Annotated in this window: 14 protein-coding genes; 5 read left to right on the forward strand and 9 right to left on the reverse strand. The window is 51.0% G+C overall.

All coding sequences use genetic code 11. The features are described 5' to 3' along the window. Window positions 1–2 precede the first annotated feature (2 nt). From OGV89_RS04480 to OGV89_RS04495, 4 genes are read right to left on the reverse strand one after another with little or no spacing between them, the layout of a single operon-like run. Window positions 3–1,346 carry a fimbrial protein gene (locus OGV89_RS04480; RefSeq protein ID WP_003843660.1) on the reverse strand — a complete coding sequence of 448 codons (1,344 nt, stop codon included), beginning with the start codon at window positions 1,344–1,346 and terminating at the stop codon, window positions 3–5. Further along, window positions 1,343–3,820 (reverse strand): fimbria/pilus outer membrane usher protein, encoded by a 2,478-nt coding sequence (locus OGV89_RS04485; protein ID WP_048998174.1) that lies wholly within the window; start codon window positions 3,818–3,820, stop codon window positions 1,343–1,345. The genes OGV89_RS04480 and OGV89_RS04485 overlap by 4 nt, the downstream gene beginning before the upstream one ends. Next, window positions 3,807–4,520, reverse strand: coding sequence for a fimbrial biogenesis chaperone (locus OGV89_RS04490; RefSeq protein ID WP_032939096.1), 714 nt, complete (start codon window positions 4,518–4,520; stop codon window positions 3,807–3,809). Before OGV89_RS04490 ends, OGV89_RS04485 begins: the two co-directional genes overlap by 14 nt. Window positions 4,521–4,534: 14 nt before the next feature. After that, window positions 4,535–5,089, reverse strand: a complete 555-nt coding sequence (locus OGV89_RS04495) for a fimbrial protein (RefSeq protein WP_003019947.1) — start codon at window positions 5,087–5,089, stop codon at window positions 4,535–4,537. A 1,001-nt stretch (window positions 5,090–6,090) separates the two neighbouring features. Between OGV89_RS04495 and OGV89_RS04500 the strand changes: the two genes are divergently transcribed. The 5 genes from OGV89_RS04500 (at window position 6,091) to OGV89_RS04520 (ending at window position 16,301) form a co-directional block, all read left to right on the forward strand. Beyond that, entirely contained in the window at window positions 6,091–11,421 is a 5,331-nt protein-coding gene (locus tag OGV89_RS04500) for a peroxidase family protein (RefSeq protein WP_200002911.1), read from the forward strand. 10 nt (window positions 11,422–11,431) lie between these two features. Continuing rightward, complete coding sequence (locus OGV89_RS04505; RefSeq protein WP_057101496.1) at window positions 11,432–13,171, forward strand: type I secretion system permease/ATPase; 1,740 nt, start codon at window positions 11,432–11,434, stop codon at window positions 13,169–13,171. Next, entirely contained in the window at window positions 13,171–14,499 is a 1,329-nt protein-coding gene (locus tag OGV89_RS04510; RefSeq protein WP_181818394.1) for an HlyD family type I secretion periplasmic adaptor subunit, read from the forward strand. Before OGV89_RS04505 ends, OGV89_RS04510 begins: the two co-directional genes overlap by 1 nt. A gap of 134 nt (window positions 14,500–14,633) precedes the next feature. After that, window positions 14,634–14,921: a VF530 family protein gene (locus OGV89_RS04515; protein ID WP_003019974.1), complete on the forward strand. Its 288-nt coding sequence runs from the start codon at window positions 14,634–14,636 to the stop codon at window positions 14,919–14,921. A gap of 12 nt (window positions 14,922–14,933) precedes the next feature. Further along, window positions 14,934–16,301: a glycoside hydrolase family 10-like protein gene (locus tag OGV89_RS04520; protein WP_057101494.1), complete on the forward strand. Its 1,368-nt coding sequence runs from the start codon at window positions 14,934–14,936 to the stop codon at window positions 16,299–16,301. Here the strand turns inward: OGV89_RS04520 and OGV89_RS04525 are convergent. The 5 genes from OGV89_RS04525 to hdeB form a co-directional block, all read right to left on the reverse strand. Continuing rightward, window positions 16,298–16,816, reverse strand: a complete 519-nt coding sequence (locus OGV89_RS04525; protein WP_003836260.1) for a hypothetical protein — start codon at window positions 16,814–16,816, stop codon at window positions 16,298–16,300. The genes OGV89_RS04520 and OGV89_RS04525 overlap by 4 nt on opposite strands. A 54-nt stretch (window positions 16,817–16,870) precedes the next feature. After that, window positions 16,871–18,142 (reverse strand): type II toxin-antitoxin system HipA family toxin, encoded by a 1,272-nt coding sequence (locus tag OGV89_RS04530; protein WP_286558211.1) that lies wholly within the window; start codon window positions 18,140–18,142, stop codon window positions 16,871–16,873. Next, window positions 18,135–18,449, reverse strand: coding sequence for a helix-turn-helix domain-containing protein (locus OGV89_RS04535; RefSeq protein WP_003836258.1), 315 nt, complete (start codon window positions 18,447–18,449; stop codon window positions 18,135–18,137). Before OGV89_RS04535 ends, OGV89_RS04530 begins: the two co-directional genes overlap by 8 nt. Before the next feature lie 179 nt (window positions 18,450–18,628). Beyond that, on the reverse strand, window positions 18,629–20,572 hold the full coding sequence (locus tag OGV89_RS04540; RefSeq protein ID WP_049002427.1) for a methyl-accepting chemotaxis protein: 1,944 nt from the start codon (window positions 20,570–20,572) through the stop codon (window positions 18,629–18,631). A 155-nt stretch (window positions 20,573–20,727) separates the two neighbouring features. Then, window positions 20,728–21,057 carry an acid-activated periplasmic chaperone HdeB gene (hdeB, locus tag OGV89_RS04545; RefSeq protein ID WP_003019999.1) on the reverse strand — a complete coding sequence of 110 codons (330 nt, stop codon included), beginning with the start codon at window positions 21,055–21,057 and terminating at the stop codon, window positions 20,728–20,730. Between the last annotated feature and the right edge of the window lie 286 nt (window positions 21,058–21,343).

Below are 21,343 nucleotides of genomic sequence, written 5' to 3' on the forward strand. Positions count from 1 at the left end.
GGCTACTGAATACGCAATAAAACTTGTACATGTGACTGGTAGCCCCCCGCCGTTAACGTATCTGCACCAAAACTTGCCAGACGAGCTTCGAAGCTTTCGCTGTAGTAATTGATGCCATCCTGGCTGCCATTTTGCTGCGTATTGCTGCCAATGACTGGCATCCAGCCGCCTTCGCTACCGCTGCCGACAGTTGACACCGCCATAAAATTCACCGGACTACCCGCACGGTAAACACGCACGCCAACGCCGCGAGCCCGCCCGGGAGCGCCATATTGCGTATCTAATAGCCAGGTTACGGTTTTACCAGTAATCAAATTAAAACCCCAGGCGCTGTTGACGCTGCTTTCCGGTGCAAGCAGCCCCATTGCGACATTGCTCTTCCCGGTCGCCACACCGGAAACCACCGTTGATTCGCAGGCAAATCCTATCTGGAAGGGCGCTGATGAATACTCCCCCTGTTTGAGCTGGGCCACGGAAATTGGCGGCAGATGCACAACGGGCGTAAAATCGGTAACCTGACACATTGCTGCACGTTTGACGAAGATCCCGTTATTGTACAGGCTAATCACTGACGGCCAGTCATTCGCCCAGCCAGCCCAATTTCCTCCACGGTGTGGCTGACCTATCTTGATACCCCACGAAGTTGTACCGGGCCCACGAAAAACCACGTAAGCATTGGGATTCACATAACTATTGTAAGTAGCAGACTGCGCCTGGTTGGCGTAGTAGCGTGTATCCAGCGTTTTAATCAACTCGGCGCTTATCGTCGAGAAGTTCTTGGCTTTAATCAGGAAATTGCCATTGGTATCAAGATCCAGGTTTTCCAGTGGGCGTTGCTGCCAGCTGTCGGTAAAGACGCTGCCTGTCGCATCGTGCGTCAAGCGTAATGCGACATTTTTCATGATGGTCAGATACGCACCTGGTACATCCGTTGCTTCATACCAGCCAGCCACGGTGTCATCGCCGTTAGTTGACCAGGCTTCATAGAGTTGTCCGGCGGTGTCCGGTGTACAACGGAAAAATACCTGCTCAGGATCGTAACCGCCGCCTTTATGGGCATAAGTGGTAAAAGGGATCCCGCCGCTGGAGGTCAGGATCGTCCCTGCCGGCTGAAAACTGCTATTACTGGTGATATCGACAGATTTACTCAATCCCGGCAATAGCCCGTTCCAGGCATCGTTGCCGCCGCCGGAGCGCCAGTCATTGGCAATGCCGTCCGTGCTTGCACTAAGCCTGTGCGTGCCTTGTGCGCCACTACTTCCTGATTTATATGGATAAATAATGTATTCACATGCGGCCTGTATCTGACAAGAAAACAGCGCCAGCACCAGAAAAAATAGTCTCATGAGCGCCCTTTTGTTACGCAAGCGACCGTTAATGCAATTAACGGTTCTGTACGTTGTTGTTGGTTAAGTTTCCACGGCAACGAACAATCACTGCTTTCCAGCATCAATAGTCCCTCTTCGTCTTCAACGCGGGCATATACCTGGTTCGCCTGGGCAACCATCCCGACTACACGACCTCGACCGTCGGTCACTGCCGCTCCCATCGGTAACGTCACGTCACTCTTCACAGTGATGAGTAACGGATAGCCAGAGAGCGTTGCAAAACGCAGTTTTACTGCGGCCCCCGCCATTGGCGCAATGCGCCGTTGACTCTCCTGAAGCTCTGCGTTGGTGTTCATTCCGCTACCGTCGAGAGTCACGTTGTTAAAGCGATAAGGTGTCAATGAGGGGACCAGCGCATAACCCCCGCTGTTGACGGTTGCACCCTGTCCGCCCCCGACTCTGGCTCCCGCAGCGCCTGGCGCTTCCACCAGGGCAAATGTGTCGCCAACCCACGGGCCGGCAACAATGCCATGGCGATGTACAACAAGCGCCCCGCGTACCCCTGCAGACCATTGCTGATAGTTTTGTGACTGTGAAACGCTGCCGTTTAGCGTGCCGAAAGCCGTATTTTTTTGCAGTGAACCACCCCAGTCGGTCACGCTGTTTGACTCACCTTGCCCCTGTTGCCAGCCAGTGGACAGCGCGTAATTAAGGGTTTCATCCTGATCAAGCGCACCAGACAATGCCAACTGCGCATTGCGCCCAGCCTGTTGAGCCTGACTCGCCGACAGCGCCAGCGTATGCTCACGTTCACCTATACCCAAAGGCATTGAGAGGGTAAGCGTTGCCATGTTTTCTTTTTGCACTTGTGAACGGTCGCCGTTACGCCACCAGGTGTCCTGTCGGCTGAATGACATACCTAACGTCATTCGTCCAAAGGTGGTGTTATACCCAGCCTGCAACTGAGTGCTGCTGCCACGGTCACTGTAGTAATCCATCATTGATCCCGACAGCCATAGGTTTCCGTAGCTGCTCAACGTTTGGTTCACCGTAACGGTAAACTGGTTTTTTTGACGCAGCGTATCCGAGCGCCATTGCGCATTGCTTCCGCTGACGCTTCGCTCACCCAGAACGTCACCGTAGTCACGATACCCTTCTGTGGAATAGCGATAACCCGCCAGCGCGACGTGAGTTCCTGTCGGGGTGAACGTTTTGCTCCAGTTGGTTTGCAGCCGCCAGCCACTCATGGTTTGAGAAGCAATCCGGGCCCGCGAACCGGTAACATCGACACCAAAAGCGCCCATCGACGTTGCCAGAACGCCTCCCATCAGCAGTGCCTGATAGTCGTCGCCGATCCGCAAAGCGCCATTAGCGGTCAGGAGATTCGTCATCCCGCGCTCCAGCGTGAAATCGGTAAACAGACCATCGGCCGCGCTGTAATCCCGGGTCTTACCTGCCACCAGACCGTAGCGCCAGACGCCGGGACGCAGTGATAAAGGTACGCTGGCATATGGCACGGTATAGCTACTCTTTTTGTTATCGGCACCGGTGATTTCAACTTGTAAATCACCGTCCCAGGCTGTATTCGGCAAATCATCGAGTACAAAAGGGCCTTGTGGTACGCTGGTTTCGTAAAGCGTTCGACCATTCTGCTTAACCACAACGCGTGAAGGTGTAGATGCCGTACCACGAATTTCTGGGGCGTAGCCGCGTCGCGACTGTGGCCACATTCGTTGATCGGTTTCCAGTTTGACACCTGTAAACGCCATGCTGCCAAGCAGATTTCCCGAGGTGTAGCTTTCGCCTACCGTCAGTAAACTTTCCAGAGATGCGACAGGGTGTTGAAGCCAGGTTTGCAGCGCATCCCAACGTTGGCTTTCTCGATCGCCATCGCGCCGCCAGTTGGCAGACGACTGTTGGCGAAATTGCCAACTCCCCACGTTGAAGCCGCTGCTCAGTCCCAGCCAACCATAATCACTTTGCTGACCGTTATTTTTATTGTGATAGGCGTGCAGATTGTAGTTACTGAACAACACGCTCTCGCCGCTTTGCCACTGCGACGGCGGTACATAATCCATGGGGGTACGTTTTAATGCCGCCTGAGGAACGCTGAGATTCAGACGCAATAAGCTCTGGTCAAAATCCCAGCGTCCACCGCTGATCCGAGCTTCAGGGGCGAAGCAATCCTGCGCTTGTTCCGACGCTGCTGTTACGCCCTGATCATCCCAGAATTTCGCCGGAAGACAGGGTTCGGTACGCCCTGCTGTATTCTGGCGAAACAACACATCATCCCTCCCTACATACCGTCCATTGAGCCAGATATCCACGCTATAACGTCCCGCGACCACCGCATCCGGATCGTTGAGCATTGCCAGACTTTTTTCGTAACCACTCCCAAGCAACAATGTTTCGTCAAAGGTGTAATTGCTGGCAAAAACAGGCATAGCTGCTGGCAAAAAAAACCACCACCAGCGTGGATTAGTTTCGGACATTGTCCTGTTTCTCCAATGCCACGCGCCCGCTTAATGAGGCTCCCTGATCGTTAATCCAGCGCATTTGCGCGTCGTTCAATTGCGAAATTTTTGCAGGCCACGACATTGTCGCCCATGGTGCGATCGTTTCGCTCTGAATGCGCTGTTTTTTTCCCGCACCGCTGACGTCAAGTGACGAGAGCGCAAGATAGAAACCACTGTTATTGCGTAAATGCAGCTTGCCATTCTGCAGCCAGATCCGGCTGGTGTTCGCCATCTCCAGCGGCGAACCCACCAGCCCTTTGGGTCTTACCAATACTTTTACGCGACTACGTACCAGCACCAGAAGCTGGTTATCGTTTTGCGCATCCTTATTTATGGGCGGGATCTGAATGAAGTTAAACCACCATAGCGATTCCCTGTCCTGTGCAATGGGTTTGCCGATGTAACGCAGCCGCACAGTTTGCCCCGCGTGGGCCGCCATCCGAAAGACCGGTGGCGTAGTGACAAAAGGAGCGGCCGCAGTTTGTGGTACTGATTGTGCATCGCCATCATCAAGCCAAACCTGAACGACACCAGGGACGTCGCCGCGATTAGTTAATTGCACACTGACTTCCCGGCTGTCTGCCGGATAGATTATCCGGTTGCCGGTCATCACTATGCTTGCCTGCACGCAGAAGCACATCATCATTCCAACTAAACCAATAGCCAATCCTTTCATCACGCAGATCTCGCTTACAAATAGGAAATTGCGTATTGCACAGTGCCGACAACTGTCCCGGCGGTTGCTCCACCGTTCGGGCTAAAATACTGCACGGCAAAGTCGTGCTCACCGGACGTATTTCCGGCCGCAACGGTGATTCCTGCAACTGGAGTTCCAGTACGCAAATCAATCGGCGTAGTGCCCGCGCTATCGGTCAGCAGTTGTAATTCAACATTTTGCGCTGTACCCGTATTAGCCAGGTTTCCACGCTCGGTCATATTATTTGCAACGAAGACGGTTTTAATATCCAACGCATTAGAATCAACAGTACAACCAGTAACGCCGAGGGTGAATGTTGTCAGGCCTGCTGAAGATGCTGCTGCCGCGAGATCGCTTTTCGCAACCGACGGCAGTAATACTACCGGCCGTGCATTTACACCGTTAACCGTGACCTCGCAAGTTTGTTCGGTCACTTCGCCTTTAAAGGTGATGGTATTTGCTGAATCAGCATACGCTATCTGCGCAAACAATAACGCAAGGCCACCAGCTGCAAATATGTAACTGGTATGAGGATTATTGATTTTCATATTGTCTGTCCTTAATTAATAAATACATCGGTATCGTAATAAATAATTCAATAGTCCCTCTCCGCTGAGAGCGGAGTATTTATTGAGGGATACAGCGACGCCAGTAATGTCTTATGACCCCGTAGGATTAACCCTACGATGATTGCTAGTTTAAGAATAATCCCAGAGATTAAAACCTTTGTTTTCTCAAATCATATTAGGTCGGTCTTAAATAAGATCTAAATCTCGATGCTTTCGATATAACTCATTGTTTATATTAAATTTTATCTACAGGCATAATTTCCCTAAGAAAAATTTTCTTAACCCGAATTAAACACGATAAAGACCATATTCATCACAAGTTAATGCAGCCATAGCCAACCTTGTGACCGTTTAGTCTTAAAGTTAACCTTCGTTATTACCCGTGTTCGTACTGGTGTTAACATAACTTGCCCGGGTTAATTCAACCTGGCAAAGTAGCACATAATTTTAAGATGAGAGGAATGTTTAACCGAGATAACGTTATATTTTCCTGATAAATTGAAGCTTCAATGCAGTCTACTCAGCGTTGTCTTCGGTGTAAAAATAAATTGCCACCCCCTAATGTAAAGAAATGAAAATACAATCTTATTCATAGAAAAGTATGAGTGAAGTCGGCAAAGGAAAAACCATAGTTATGATCATCACAGAAATGTAATGTGAGAAAAAAACAACACATCTAACCCTTACTACGCTCAAACTTGCGACGCAGCAGACCTTGAATATGCCTGATAATTCAAGAGAGCAAGTGTGTCTTTTGCACACAAATAGCAAACTTTTAAACCTGCGAACACATTATTTCGCGATATGAATATCCACGAAGATGACGCTAAATACGTCATTGATAATCTGAGCATTTTATTAAATGAAGTTGTACAAGCAATAACAACCAAGCACTAAATACGACTCATTCTCACATGTTTTTTATAAACATGAGAACGAATGATGATAGCTAATACAAGTAAAGATAGGGGTAATGACTTATGGCCTCACAATATGACTTTACTGTCACCCTGCACGATCTTGCTTTTATTCTTAAGCAGATCAAAATATCCGAAGCGGCAACTAACCCAGACGGGAGCGTTAATGCTGAAATGCTTCGGGAATTAGTCTCCAGCCCACTCTTGCCCTATGGACTTCGCACGGTAGATGGCTCATGGAATAACCTTTTACCAGGTCAGGAATTATACGGCTCTGCCGATCAGACAATGCCGAGATTAACCGCATTAAACTGGCAGGATGCGGATCAAATGACCAGTTATATCCAGATTGGCGGTACGGTCATTGATGCCGACCCACGAATAATTAGCAATTTAATTTCAGACCAGACGGCCTCAAACCCGGCCGCGCTGGAGGCTTTTAACGCATTAAAAGATGCGCCCGGCGGCGGGACTGTTACTGGGGATGGCAGCTTATCCATTCCCAATCAGTCTCCCGATATCGGTCTCTCCCCTGCTTTTAACGGCTGGATGACCTTCTTTGGCCAGTTTTTCGACCATGGTCTGGATCTGATTCCGAAAGGAGGCAACGGTATCGTTTTCATTCCGCTCCAGCCCGATGACCCTTTATATGTTGAAGGGTCGTCGACAAACTTTATGCTATTAACCCGGGCAACGGTGGATGAAAATCGAGAGACAGTAAACCTGACTACCCCCTTCATCGACCAAAACCAAACCTACACCTCCCATCCTTCACATCAAATTTTCATCCGCGAATACGTCATTATTGATGGGAAACCTGAGCCTACCGGGAATTTATTGGGTGGTGCGAACGGTGGACTGGCGACCTGGGCCGACGTTAAAAACCAGGCTGAAACCCTGCTTGGCATTAAACTTACCGATCAGGACGTGTTTAATGTTCCCCTGCTGGCAACGGATCGCTACGGTAATTTGATTTTAAGTGAAAACGGAAAGGTACAGATTGTTACCACCGGGGGGCTGGTTGAAACCAACGGAGGCCTGTTACCCGCGGAGACGTTCCGCACCGGTCATGCGTTTCTGGATGACATCGCTCATACTGCCGTGCCAAAAGCTGGTCTGCTGGCAGATGATGACAGCGCCATCGGCGGAGAAGGACCGCAACCGGCAGGAACCTATGATAACGAACTGCTCGATCGCCACTTTATCACCGGTGACGGGCGCGGGAACGAAAATATAGGTTTAACCGCGGTGCACGCCGTTTTTCACAGCGAGCATAACCGCCTGGTTGAGCAGTATAAAACCACTCTGCTGGAAACCGGCGATATCGACCTCATTAATCAGTGGTTGATGCCCAACCACCAAATCACGGAATTACCTGCCGATACCAATACTCTGGTATGGAACGGTGAGTACTTATTCCAGGCAGGCCGCTTCTCCACGGAAATGCAATATCAGCACCTCGTATTCGAGGAGTTTGCCCGTACCGTACAACCTGCCGTCGATCCGTTTGTCTTCTCCAACACGGCGGATATTAACCCGCTGATCTTTGCAGAGTTTGCGCATGTTGTTTACCGTTTTGGGCATTCAATGCTGACAGAAACTGTGGCGCGTACCGACATTGATATGCAAAGCGGTGATATTGACCTGATTTCAGCATTCCTGAATCCGGTAGCATTTAATCAAATCAACGGGGCCATCGTCACGGACGATCAAGCTATCGGCGCAATAGTGCGTGGTATGACGCGTCAGGTGGGTAACGAAATTGATGAATTTATTACCGATGCTCTGCGTAATAATCTCATCGGCCTGCCCCTCGATTTAGGCGCGCTTAATATAGCCCGTGGCCGTGACACCGCAATGCCGACGCTGAACCAGGCCCGCGAGCAGTTTTTTGCTTTAAGCGGCGATAGCCAACTAAAGCCTTATACCAGCTGGGCTGACTTCACTACCTACCTGAAAAATCCCGCTTCAATCATTAACTTTATGGCCGCCTATGGCCAGCACGAACTGATCCTCAACGCTACCAGCCTTGAAGGTAAGCGCGCAGCGGTTAACTTCCTGTTATTTGGTGATGCAAACAATTCCCCGCCTGCGGATGCGATGGATTTCTTTAACAGTACCGGAGCGTGGGCAACCAAAGAGACCGGTCTGAATATGGTCGATTTCTGGATTGGCGGGCTGGCTGAGCGCAAAAATGAATTTGGCGGCATGCTCGGCTCAACCTTCAACTTCGTCTTTGAAACACAAATGGAAATGCTTCAGGACGGTGATCGCTTCTACTATCTGAGCCGCGTTCAGGGGCTGAACTTACTCAATGAACTGGAGGCCAACTCGTTTTCCGCGCTGGTAATGCGTAACAGCGATCTTGGTGATGAGGGTTCCTCCCACCTGCCCGCTAATCTGTTCCAGACACCGGACCATATTTTTGAAGTGAACCGCGTGCTGCAAACGGAAATCGACCCGAAATGGGGTAATCCGCTGAAAGATCTGCTCTCGCCGTTGTTGGTGCGTCGCGACCCAGGGGTGGATGTTGACGGCGATAGTTTTGCCGATGGTGGGTATCTGAAATATACCGGCGATGGGCATGTGGTGCTTGGTGGGACGGCAGGCAACGATACGTTAATCGGCGGTAAAGGGATCGACAGCCTGTGGGGCGATGGCGGAGATGACCGACTGGACGGCGGTGACGAAGCAGATGTGGTCCATGGCGGTGACGGTGATGACATTATTACCGATACCGGAACGCCTGTTGGTGATGCGGACTTCCTGCATGGCGATGCCGGACATGACGTTATCTTTTCCGGTAACGGAAACGATCTGGTCTTTGGTGGCAGCGGCAGCGACTTCGTGGTGGTCGGCGAAGATGCGCAGGAGGTCTTCTCGGGTCAGGATAACGACTTTGCGCTTGGCGGCTCGGGTGGTGATTTCCTGATGGGCAACGAAGGCGATGACTGGCTGGAAGGCGGCGACGGGTTTGACACGCTGGCGGGTGACAACTCTGAGTTGTTCTTCAACAGTACCATTATCGGTCACGATGTCCTCAACGGTCAGGGTAACGACACCGACTACGATGGCGAAGCCGGTGACGACATCATGGTTCAGGGCGCGGGGATCCAGCGCAATAATGGCATGGCCGGTTTCGACTGGGCTATCCATAAAGGCGACCCAAATGGCGCTAACTCTGACCTCGGGATCCCTATTTTCGTCAACCAGCAGGAGTTTATTCTACGCGACCGTTTTGATCTTGTTGAAGGGCTGTCGGGCTGGAAACACGACGATATCCTGATCGGAACAGAACAGCCGATAGGTACTGCGCCTGTTCAGGGCGTTCCCCTCTCTAACAACCTGACCCAGGAAGGTGCGGACCGGATCAACGGTCTACAGGCTATTCTCGGTGTAGAGCGTTCTACAAATCCGGACGCGGTGCTACTGAATCCTGATGATGGTAGCGATATTTTACTCGGCGGTGGTGGTAGCGACCGCATCATGGGTAAAGCTGGTAACGATATCATTGATGGTGATGCGTGGCTCAACGTCCGTATTGCCGTTACGGGTATGGCGGGACTCACCAGCGCCGAAGGTATGGCCGAACTGAAATCGTACATGCTGGCCGGCACGCTGAAACCGAATCAATTGTCGATTGTGCGCGAAATTCTGCATGAAGGTAACGGCACGGAAACTGACGTCGCGGTGTACCGTGATGTCAGCAGCAACTATGTCTTTACCCGTATGGCGGACGGTAGCCTGCGCGTCGATCACGCTACGCCGGATGCCGCGCTGAACCTGAATGATGGCATCGATCGTCTGTTGAACATCGAAAAACTGGAGTTTGGCGATGGGAAGCAGCTGTGGGTGACGGGGCAACAAGCGACGGGCGATCTGACCATCAGCAATCCTAATCCTTCGGTGGGTGACCTGCTGCGCGTCAACGTGGCGAACTTGCTGGATGGTAACGGGCTGGCGGCGGATGTGGCCATCACTATGACCTGGCAGGCATTCGTCAACGGCCAATGGCGAGATCAGGCAACAGGCGTTGAGTTCAGAGTGCCTGGCGCTATTCAGGGCGCACCGTTGCGTGTGGTCGCCAGTTTTAACGACCGCATGGGTGACGCTGAAACCCTGGTGTCGGCACAAACTCAGGCAATCCTCCCGCGCAATCAGGCCACGACCGGTGTGCCAGTAATTAACGACCTCACCCCAACTGAAAGCCTGACGCTGACCGCGGTGGTTTCAGGCATTTCTGACGCTGATGGTCTGAGCGGCGGTAATTTCACTTATCAATGGAGAATGAGTTCGCCAACCGGATTCGTCAACATTAACGGTGCGACATCCGCTACCTATACGCCGGGCCAGGCTATGGTCGGCAGAACGTTGCAGGTGGTCGTTACAGTCGTCGACGATGAAGGCAACCCCCCTGTTGTCCTGACGTCGACCACCACCCAGCCTGTGGGCGATCTGATTGTTGGTACCAACGGGGCTAACACCCTCGTCGGTACTGCCTGGAGCGATATCCTGCGCGGTGAAGGCGGTAATGACACCTTACTTGGCGGTACAGGTGACGATCTGCTCATCGGCGGTGCTGGAAACGACAGCCTCTCTGGTCAGGCGGGACAAGATATTCTGCAAGGTGATGCCGGTAACGACACGCTTGATGGCGGGCTTGGTGCCGACAGTATGACCGGCGGCGCGGGCGATGATACCTACATCGTTGATGATTTCGGTGATGTGGTTATCGAAGGTGTGAATGGCGGCACGGACGTTGTCCGAACCAGCCTCAGCAGCTACGACCTCACCGATAACGTGGAAGAACTGGTATTTACCGGCAACGGCAGTTTTATCGGTACCGGTAATGCCATTGCAAATACCATCACGGGCGGTTCTGGTAACGACTATCTGTTTGGTATGGGCGGTAACGACCAGTTGTTTGGTGGTATCGGGAATGACTTCCTCGATGGCGGAGATGGCGCTGATAACCTGCAAGGTGGTGTTGGCAACGACGTCATGATTGGCGGTGCGGGCGCGGATACCCTCTCCGGCGGTAGCGGGGACGATATTCTCAATGGTCAGGAAGGTAACGACATTCTGGACGGTGGTACCGGGAGCGACATCTTCGCCTTTGGGGCCAACTTTGGGCAGGACCGAATTACCGGTTTTGACAGTAACCCCAACGGCGGACAGGACTTCCTTGATCTCGTCTTGTTAGGTATCAACGCGGGTAATTTTGCCAGCAGCGTGTCTATCACCGGAAACAATGGCAACACCATTGTGACTATCGGTACAGACACCATCACATTGGTGGGCGTCAATTCGACCACCGTGAATATTGGTGACTTTTATCTGGAAATGCCCACTACCCTTGCCAGCAACAATGGCAATAGTTCATTGATCGTATAAGGAGAAGACTATGTCGCGCCAGCATACGCCAACAGAACTGAATGATGCATTAAAGGGAACGAAACCCACTTTTCTGATGCTGCTGTTTTTTAGTTGTGTGATTAATATGCTTATGCTGGCGCCGGCAATTTATATGCTACAGGTTTACGATCGTGTGCTGGTCAGTAAAAATACCACCACGCTGTTAATGTTAACCTTATTGATTGTCGGCTTGTACATCGTTATTGCCATGATTGAATCTGCCCGCGCGCAGGTTATGGTCAGGCTTGGCAACAGGCTGGATATAAAGCTAAGTCAGCTGGTCTTTAACGCAGCCTTTAAAAGAAAGATGGTTACCGGTGATAACAACCCGGCGCAATCTTTAGCCGAACTGGATCAGATCCGTCAGTTTCTTTCCGGGAATAGTCTGTTCGCCTTACTGGATATTCCCTGGACGCCGATATATCTGTTCATCGCCTTTTTGGTCCATCCCCTGCTGGGATATCTTTCTCTCGGCGGAATAACGTTATTATTTATTCTGACGCTGGTATCTGAAATCTCTACCAAGCGCCCGATTCAGCAAGCGCACGCCTTAACCATTAACAATGCCAGTAAACTGAATAAACAGCTGCAAAACGCCGATGCCATTGAAGCGATGGGGATGCTTTCGACCCTGAAGTCCAACTGGCAGGAGCAACATAACAAAGTGCTGGCGCTACAAACACAGATTGCCGACAAAACGGCCGGGTTAAGCAGTCTCAGCCGCTTTGTGCGGGTATTGCTGCAGTCGATTGCGCTGGGCGCCGGGGCTTTACTGGTGATCGGCGGCCATATTACCCCGGGCTTGATGATTGCCGCCTCGATCATTCTTGGCCGCGTCCTCAACCCGGTAGAACAAGTCATTGGCAGCTGGAAGCAGTTCGTGCAGTTTCGTAGCGCGTGGCATCAGCTCTCAACCTTGCTGAAGGAGTATCCGGCGCCGAAAGAGGTACTGACCCTGCCGCGTCCGAATGGCAACATCAGCGTCGAAAGCGTCTTCGCTGCAGCCCCCGGCCAGCCTTCTCCGCTACTGCGTAATATCTCATTCCATCTGGAGCAAGGTGAAGTGCTGGGAATTATCGGCCCTTCAGCCTCAGGAAAAACCTCGCTGGCAAAGGTTCTGGTTGGTGTCTGGAAACCGTTATCAGGGAAAGTCAGATTAGATGGCGCAGATATATGCCAGTGGGATAAAGCGCTGCTGGGCCCGTCTATTGGCTATCTGCCGCAGGATGTGGAACTGTTTGACGGTACCATCGCACAAAACATTGCCCGCTTCGCGCAGAATGACAGTGAGCTTATCGTCGCCGCCGCATTACTGGCAGGCGTTCATGAGATGATCCTGCGCTTGCCGCAAGGTTACGACACACTGCTGGGCGCAGGTGGATACCAGCTCTCTGGTGGGCAGCGGCAGCGCATCGGGCTGGCGCGCGCCGTGTATAACAATCCTGCGTTTATCGTGCTTGATGAACCGAATGCCAATCTTGACGACGCGGGCGAATTTGCACTCGTTAAAGCCATCAATGCCCTGCGTACCCAGGGACAAACCACAGTCATTATCTCACACCGCCCGACGCTGCTCGGCGTGGTCAATAAGGTTTTGTTGCTTAACGATGGCGTTATACAGGAGTTTGGTACCCGCGATCAGGTTTTTGCCCATTTGCGTCAGGCCAACGTACTGAAACCGGTGGCTACGCCTTCTCCATCCACGACTGAACAGCAACGTGAGGCTTGATGATGAAAAAGAACCCCCACAACACGGCCTCTGCTGGCGTAGATACCAATATCTGGTCGCCGATTATCCGGGGCGTGATCGTCATTGTGCTTGGTGTCGGTAGTTTTATCCTCTGGGCAGTGCAAGCTCCGTTAGATGCGGGCGTGGTCGCCGATGGTACGGTAACCGTATCGAGTAACCGCAAAACCATTCAGCATCTGAGCGGCGGTCGGGTAACCGATATCTTTATCAAAGAAGGCGACTTCGTGAAGAAAAATCAGGTCCTCGTCCGGTTGGATAAAATGCAGCTTGAAATGCGTTTCAGCGCGTTGAATGCCCAGTATATTTCTGCAAAAAGTATCGAAGATCGCCTGTTAGCAGAACGCGATGACCTGAATGTGATCCGCTTTAATACTACGCTGACGCAGCAATTCTCTGGCAATAAACGGCTATCAGAAGTCAGAAATCTGCAGGCTAAACTTTTCGATACCCGTCGCAAAACGATTCAGGATGAACTGTCGATGATTCAGGAGACGCTCGATGGTCTGGTTGGACAGACGGATAATCTCAATAAAATAAAAGGTTATCGCGACCACCAGTTTTCTCTGATTAACCGGGAGTTAGGGGCTATTCGGGCGCTGAGCGAAAAAAACTATTATCCCAAAGCACAATTACTGGTGCTGGAGCGCGAGGCAGCAGAAATATCTGGCAGCGTTTCAGAAGATATTCTTAACATTGCCAAACTGAAATCGCAGCAGAACGAATTAAAAATTAAAGCCTACCAGGTGCGTCATCAGTATTTACGTGAAGTTGAGTCTGAACTGACGGAAAACCAAAAAGAAGTGGCAATGCTGGAGGATGAATTGGTATCAACGCGTCATGAACTGGATAACACCGAGATCCGCTCACCGATTAACGGTATTGTGCTGGATGTTAAAGTCAGTACCGTGGGTGGCGTCATTCAGCCTGGAGAACATTTGATGGATATCGTCGCCGCCGGACAACCGATGCAAATTGATGCCAAAATACCCGTACATGCCATTGATAAACTGGTCCCCGGTTTAACCGTTGATGTGCTGTTCCCTGCCCTTAACCATGCGCTGTTACCTTCGGTTCCGGCCCAGGTTCTGACTATCTCTGCGGACCGCTTAATTGATGAAGCCACTCAGCAGCCTTACTACCTTGCGGAAGTACAGGTTTCAGCAGAGGGCGCGCGTTTGCTGGGCGATTACAAAATTAAAGCGGGAATGCCCGCCAGCGTGACGATCAAGACCGGTGAACGAACCCTGATGAGCTACCTGTTTAAACCGTTGATTGCCCGTCTGGAACTGGCTTTTAAAGAGTATTGATCCATCCATTGCCGGTATGACGTACGGCTTGTCGCGCCATACCGCTTTCTGCCGTTGCTGGCAGCTTTGCTTTCTTGTAACCTTCTTCCCGTCTCACTACTGACAAAATCTGGAACCACTGAACTGGACTTCATATGAATGCTCATAATTCTAAAGACCCTTTACATGGCGTGACGCTAGAAATGCAGGTCAATGCCCTGGTTGAACGTTATGGTTGGGCTGAGCTGGCGCAACGCATTAATATCAACTGCTTTAAAAATGAACCGAGCGTTAAATCCAGTTTGAAGTTTCTGCGCCGTACGCCGTGGGCACGGGCAGAAGTAGAAGCACTGTACCTGGACTCTCTACATGACCAGGCCTCAAATAACACTCCCGAACCGGCCTTCGATCCCTGGGCTAACAGCCGCAATAAGAAGAAATAAGAGCAAAATCAGATGGCAGCATCCGGTTTCTTTTCAGGAAATTATCAGAAAAAACTGGCGAAGATTCTCGCCCGTTCTCGAGCCAGACTACCGCTGACCAACATGAAATGGTTTGCTGTACTTGTGGGCAGTATGTTGTTACTTGGCAGCTGTTCTTCACAACCGCCCGGCTCCAGAATTACGCCACAGCCTCCGGTGAGTAAACCGCAGCAAAGCAAGGAGCCGGTGCGTGGTATCTGGCTGGCAACGGTTTCACGTCTTGACTGGCCGCCGATCTCATCTGTGAACATCAGTTCACCTGCTGTACGCATCAGCCTGCAGCAAAAAGCGCTGACGGATAAGCTGGACAACCTGAAACGACTTGGTATTAACACCGTTTTTTTCCAGGTTAAGCCCGATGGGACCGCATTGTGGAAGTCAAAGATTCTGCCGTGGTCAGATACCCTGACCGGCACGATTGGCCAGGATCCGGGTTACGATCCGCTGCAGTTTATGCTCGATGAAGCGCATAAGCGCGGAATGAAAGTTCATGCCTGGCTTAACCCCTATCGCGTGTCTGTAAACACCAAACCTTCGACGGTCACTGAATTAAACAGCACGCTGTCACAAACACCGTCCAGCGTATACGTCCTGCATCGGGACTGGATCCGCACCGCGGGCGAGCGTTTTGTGTTAGACCCCGGTATTCCCGAAGTGCGTGACTGGATAACCAGCATCGTGGCGGAAGTGGTTGAGAATTACCCTGTTGACGGTGTGCAGTTTGATGATTACTTCTATACCGAGTCTCCCGGCTCTGCGCTCAATGACAGCCAGACGTTCAGAAGATACGGCCAGGGATTCGCTTCCAAAGCTGACTGGCGCCGAGATAACACGCAACGGCTGATTGCCCAGGTATCACGGACTATCAAGAAACTCAAGCCTGAGGTTGAATTCGGTGTCAGCCCTGCGGGCGTATGGCGCAACCGTTCGCACGATCCAGCGGGCTCCGACACGCGCGGTGCGGCAGCGTATGATGAATCTTATGCCGACACCCGCCGTTGGGTGCAACAAGGCTTGCTGGATTACATCGCACCGCAACTCTACTGGCCTTTTGCCCGCGACGCAGCGCGCTACGATGTACTGGCAAAATGGTGGGCAGATGTCGTGAAATCAACCAACACTCGCCTCTACATTGGTGTAGCGCTGTATAAGGTTGGTGAACCATCGAGAAAAGAGCCAGACTGGACGGTCAAAGGCGGTGTGCCGGAACTGAAAAAGCAGCTCGATTTAAACGAGACCGAACCGTACATTAACGGCACGATCCTGTTTCGCGAAGATTACCTTAATCAACCGCAAACGCAGGAAGCTGTGACCTATATTCGCAATCGTTGGGGACGTTAATGGTTGTTCTGAGCGGGAAGCCTGAGCCAGACGCTCACGTAGCGGGTAAATTTCCCCACAAAAATTCCGGCGAACATGCCGCCAGTAATGATAGCCAGGGCGCTCATTGCGGGTTGACGTAAAACGTCGGGGGAAATGGCGTTAAGTACGCCAAGTACGTACTTAACGCCGAATGCCATCAGCATAAATGGCAATGCGGAATAATCTGCCGGACGGTGAATACTCCGTGGTGCGCTACTGCGGCTCAAACGACCGGGGTTAATTAATATGTAGCCAATGATTGCGCCGCTGAGGATACCTATCGCCCACTGAATATACGTAATGAGGGTCGGGTCGCGATAAGTGATTAAATCGTAGATATCCCAGACTAAAAAAATAGCGGGGATCAGCGCCAGCTTTTCCAGCGTGACAGTGGCAGGTGTTCTGGCTTTAATCCCTCGATACAGTAGAAAGGCAAACAGCAGATACACCCAAACTGGCGTGTTTTTCAGCATATTCACGACAAATTCAGCCATAACGTTGCCTCGCTCAGATTTAATTCTTCGCTAAGTGTAGCGGCTGTCTCTGGATCACAGGGACATTAACCTGCGGACATTTTCATTAATCTGTTTCTGTATCGTATTCAGCGTAGTTTGTGTTATCTGATCGGCGTATTTGTCTTTGGCTGTAACGCTTAGCGCTGTTGCATGGTGGCAGATCTTGTCGATTATAGCGTTCACATGCTCAGCTGATAGCTCAGCTTCCTGTATGCCAAGCTGCTGCAGGTGCTTTCTTTCGATATCCAGCGCTTCTCCCAGCACGTCCATTTGGTGATACCCGCCGGGTCCTTCGCACCAGGTCACGTCGTAAGCCGGAGCCAAAGTCCAGTTTCCTGCGGCTGACATTAAATAGGCAAAGTTTTTGGGATGGTCATCACGGTTGTTAAATGCCACGTTGAAAACCACGCGTTCGAACGTTTTCGCTTTTTCTCTGACATCATTGGTACAAATCTGTGTGGCGCGCAGAAAATCCCGGTAATCTAAAGCACCGGGTATCTGGTAATTTGCACCGGTAAATGCCGCCAGGCTCTGCATAGGAATACGGACCGACTGGTCACGGTCGAAACGGCGGGTAGCAAATGCCGCCTGCCCGTCAGGCAGATTAAAATACGCGGTATCAGGCGTAGTGATCCCACATTGCCGCAAACATTCAGCATATACCGCTTCGATGGCACATACCTCAGCATGCTCATGCCTGGCAGGAAATTTAATCAACCAGCTTTCGCTCTCCGGGAGGGGCGCAGTGGTGAACTTTGACGTGACACTGTCACGATAGAGTAACGCTTTTGGCCTGGCCCCTTGCGGTGAACCGCCCATCTGGAGCAGTTTTTGCAAGAATTCCCCGCCTTCGCCGCTCAGGACTTCCTGAACCTCAGATGCCAGTTGTTCGAGAGGAACATCCTCTTTTGAAAGCGTCTCGACATCTGACTGAACGGGCCGGAACGTCATGGCGCCCATTGCGTTATTGCCGACCCAGGTTAACCTCTCCAGAGGTCCTATGCGCGCTGCGTTGAGTCCACGGCGTTTAAATAAACGATCCATCAACAGCATACCCCAACCATCAGGTAGCGAATCGTACACGGGTCCTGGTAATCCCAACTGATGAGCCGGGAAATCCCTGCGTAAACGAGGACCGTTCAGCGGTAACCTTAACCGGGACAGCTCCAGCCCCTTACGTATAGCGTCTTCACTGTATTCAAAGGCGATCAACGGGCGTCCGGTCAGGGCTGAGGAAGACACCAGTTTTCCCCACAACCATTTTTCACCCCAGCCTTCATAAAAGACATCGACTTGCTCAGGCATCAGTATTTTTCCTTTTCACCCGCTGGCGTGCCGCGCTCTTCTCGTAACGCAAAATATCATCCAGACTGTCGATCCTGGGTTTGAATAAGCCCTCCAGCGCGTCACCATAGCCTAACACCATCGCGACTTTGACCAGATTCTCAAATCCTACATTTTTACCGGCCTCCAGATTCGAAACGGTATTCACACCGACACCTGAACGCGCGGCAACATCTGCCTGCGTCATTTGCTGCGCGAGCCGTTCCTTACGCAATCTGTCGCAAAGTAGTTTGACGATATCGGCTGCTGTATTGAGCGTTAAATCCATAATATTGGCTCTTATTGAAATAAAAACGACTTTACACCCAATATTATAGAGTTAAGCGGAGAATGATTCAAAGTTTTGTAAGACACAATAAAAAGGAGTTAAATCAATAAATCGTGATTAAGCACCATTATTCTGGAATTATCCGGGCACAAGATCTGTACCCGGATAGGATGTGGTTATCAGGCAACGGAAGGCTCAGGTAATCTGAAAGAAGAGACCAGCAATGCCAGCTGTTCCGCCTCCTCTTTCAGCGCCTGCGTCCGTGCTGCGGCATCATCAATTAACGAGGCATTCTGCTGAACGGTGCTGTCCATTTCGGTAACGGCGAGCGTAACTTCGGAAACACCTTTACGCTGTTCTTCACCCGCAACGCGTATTTCCCCCATCAACTGGCGTACCTGACGCACATTGCTGACCAGTTCTCCCAGACGTTCGCCGGCAGTGTGAATTTGCTGACTTCCGCTACCAACATGAGAAACGGATTCATCAATCAACGCTTTAATTTCCTGGGCGGCGGTGGCACTGCGCTGAGCCAGCGTGCGCACTTCGGAGGCCACGACGGCAAACCCTCTGCCAGCATCACCCGCTCTGGCGGCTTCAACCGCGGCATTCAGGGCGAGAATATTGGTCTGGAACGCAATGCTGTCGATGACCGCGACAATTTCCACCATTCTGCCGGATGAGGCGCTGACGTTATCCATCGTAGAGATAACGCCCTGCATCACATCACCGCAACGGTTGGCCGTTTGCGCTGTGTTATCGGATAGCTCATCCGCCAGCTGTGTATTACTGGCGTTTTGATGAACGGTCGCATTTAACTGCTCCATAGCCGCTGAACTCTCTTCCAGCGCAGCGGCCTGCTGCGTTACGCGAGATGAAAGCTCCATATTACTGTCAGCCAGGCTAACGGCGTTATTCGCCACCACTGTGCTACTGCTTCTGACGGTAATCAGGATGGCCGAGATTTTATCGACGAACAGGTTAAACGCCTCGGCGATAGCCGAAATCTCATCTTTGCCGCGAACATCCAGACGACGGGTAAGATCACCTTCTCCCTGCGCGATGTCATCAAGAGCCTGACGAGTATCATCGAGACGTGAAATTAGTCGACGAACCACCAGCCATGATCCCACCAGCAACAGCGTCATGATAGGGATCAATACCTCCAGAACGTCCTGCATCATCACTTTGGCAAGACCGACAATACGTGATTCTGGTGTCACAAGCCCTACGACCCAGCCGGTATCTGGCATCGGGAACAGCATGACCTGTGACGCTGTATTCAGGATGAGATCATTTTCCAGCGTTATTGTCTTCACCCCATCTGTCGGGCGCAAAGATTTCAGACCGTTTTGCACCGGGATAAGCCACTGCGCGCTTTGCGCCAGATCGTTAATGGTTTTATGTTTGGCCAGGTCGGCCTGCGGGAAATAGAGAATTTGTCCCTGCTTGTCTACCACAAACGCGTAACCGCCAGTACTGTTGCCCTGCTGCTGCATGAAAGTTGCGACGTTATCCAGACGGATATCGGTGGTAGCGACACCGGCAAACTTGCCCGCCTGCTGATAAGGCACGCTGCATGTCACCATGTTGACGCCTGAACTGGCATCCTGGTAAACATCAGACCATAGGCAGTTGTTTTGTGATTGCCCTTTGGCGTGCTGATACCAGCTTTCATTGTGGTATCCGCTTGATCCTTCGACGTTATAATCGTTGGAATAGACAAGCTTTCCTTCGGCATTACGCGCCCAGAAAAAGCTTCTTTTCTCCACACCTGCGGTGAAGGCGTCTGGTTCTGGCCAGATGCCGCCGCCGGTAATAATCGAGTCTTTACCTTCACCAATCAGATGCGGAACGACGCTTTGATACAGAGATTCATCGTTAGGCAACACTTCAGCCAGTCGCGACATGCTGACTGTCTCACCTTCAATTCGGGACAATACGGTACTCAACTGACGGGTTAAACCTTGCCCTGTTTCTTCGATCAGGGCGGTGTTGATTTCAACGACGCGCGGCTGACCACGCCAGAGCATAATCACCACGATAACAATAGTCGTTACTGCAAGCAGCAGAATGCCGCCGATGGTTAAACGCGTTGAAATACGAGTAGGATACCAGGCCATACAAACTCCTTCTGCAAAAGGCTAACTTTTATCCAGTATCGGCACAGGCGTTTATATCTTTATAAAGATTTCTTAAGTATTGCAAAAGAAAAAAGTGACAATGTCACAAATAACAAAACCCAGCACTTTGGCTGGGTTTTAATAACGGCTTAATTTTATTTAGATAATTCTTTTTTGATTTCGTCTTTTATTTTACTTAATTCGCTCTGCGGATGTTTCTTACAAAGTTCAACGGTCAGAGGAACTGCAGTCGTAACGGTTTCGTTATAGTCTACGTAATCGCCACCTTTGAAGTCTTCGTCTTCATTGAGCACCCAGAAGGCCACCGGAGCCATAGTTTGTGGGTTCAAATCAATAAACTCCTGACAGTTCATGCCTTTCGGAGTCACTTCAGTTTTAGCGTTATCAGTTGCTGCATTGACGCTGACACTGGTTAACAGCGCTGCGACCAGAATACCTGCTGTAGAAAGGGAGAATTTATTCATTGTAGTACTCCATGTATAATATAAATAATATCTACACTTGCGCTTAACACCGTTAATGTAGCTCGTGAAAAATAATACCCTTATAGTCATAAGAATAAAGATTGGTGTTATTGATATGGCTGAAATTTATATTTTCAATTACTGATTCTTATGTCTTAGGGATAAATGTTGCCCACAATGTGATCGTTCCGACGAAATCAGCAGATTCATACCCCGCTTCCTCTGCCGTTGCACCAAAACTGAACTACGCTGCACAAATGTTGATCATTAGTTAACGAATTTGAGC

It is taken from the genome of Citrobacter sp. Cf125, assembly GCF_030333935.1.
GTDB classification, from domain to species: domain Bacteria; phylum Pseudomonadota; class Gammaproteobacteria; order Enterobacterales; family Enterobacteriaceae; genus Citrobacter; species Citrobacter freundii.

Excerpts from the sequence above, each read along its gene's own strand:
- OGV89_RS04480 (WP_003843660.1), bottom strand. The coding sequence starts at position 1,346 with ATGAGACTATTTTTTCTGGTGCTGGCGCTGTTTTCTTGTCAGATACAG.
- OGV89_RS04485 (WP_048998174.1), bottom strand. The coding sequence starts at position 3,820 with ATGTCCGAAACTAATCCACGCTGGTGGTGGTTTTTTTTGCCAGCAGCT.
- OGV89_RS04490 (WP_032939096.1), bottom strand. The coding sequence starts at position 4,520 with ATGAAAGGATTGGCTATTGGTTTAGTTGGAATGATGATGTGCTTCTGC.
- OGV89_RS04495 (WP_003019947.1), bottom strand. The coding sequence starts at position 5,089 with ATGAAAATCAATAATCCTCATACCAGTTACATATTTGCAGCTGGTGGC.
- OGV89_RS04500 (WP_200002911.1), top strand. The coding sequence starts at position 6,091 with ATGGCCTCACAATATGACTTTACTGTCACCCTGCACGATCTTGCTTTT.
- OGV89_RS04505 (WP_057101496.1), top strand. The coding sequence starts at position 11,432 with ATGTCGCGCCAGCATACGCCAACAGAACTGAATGATGCATTAAAGGGA.
- OGV89_RS04510 (WP_181818394.1), top strand. The coding sequence starts at position 13,171 with ATGATGAAAAAGAACCCCCACAACACGGCCTCTGCTGGCGTAGATACC.
- OGV89_RS04515 (WP_003019974.1), top strand. The coding sequence starts at position 14,634 with ATGAATGCTCATAATTCTAAAGACCCTTTACATGGCGTGACGCTAGAA.
- OGV89_RS04520 (WP_057101494.1), top strand. The coding sequence starts at position 14,934 with ATGGCAGCATCCGGTTTCTTTTCAGGAAATTATCAGAAAAAACTGGCG.
- OGV89_RS04525 (WP_003836260.1), bottom strand. The coding sequence starts at position 16,816 with ATGGCTGAATTTGTCGTGAATATGCTGAAAAACACGCCAGTTTGGGTG.
- OGV89_RS04530 (WP_286558211.1), bottom strand. The coding sequence starts at position 18,142 with ATGCCTGAGCAAGTCGATGTCTTTTATGAAGGCTGGGGTGAAAAATGG.
- OGV89_RS04535 (WP_003836258.1), bottom strand. The coding sequence starts at position 18,449 with ATGGATTTAACGCTCAATACAGCAGCCGATATCGTCAAACTACTTTGC.
- OGV89_RS04540 (WP_049002427.1), bottom strand. The coding sequence starts at position 20,572 with ATGGCCTGGTATCCTACTCGTATTTCAACGCGTTTAACCATCGGCGGC.
- hdeB (WP_003019999.1), bottom strand. The coding sequence starts at position 21,057 with ATGAATAAATTCTCCCTTTCTACAGCAGGTATTCTGGTCGCAGCGCTG.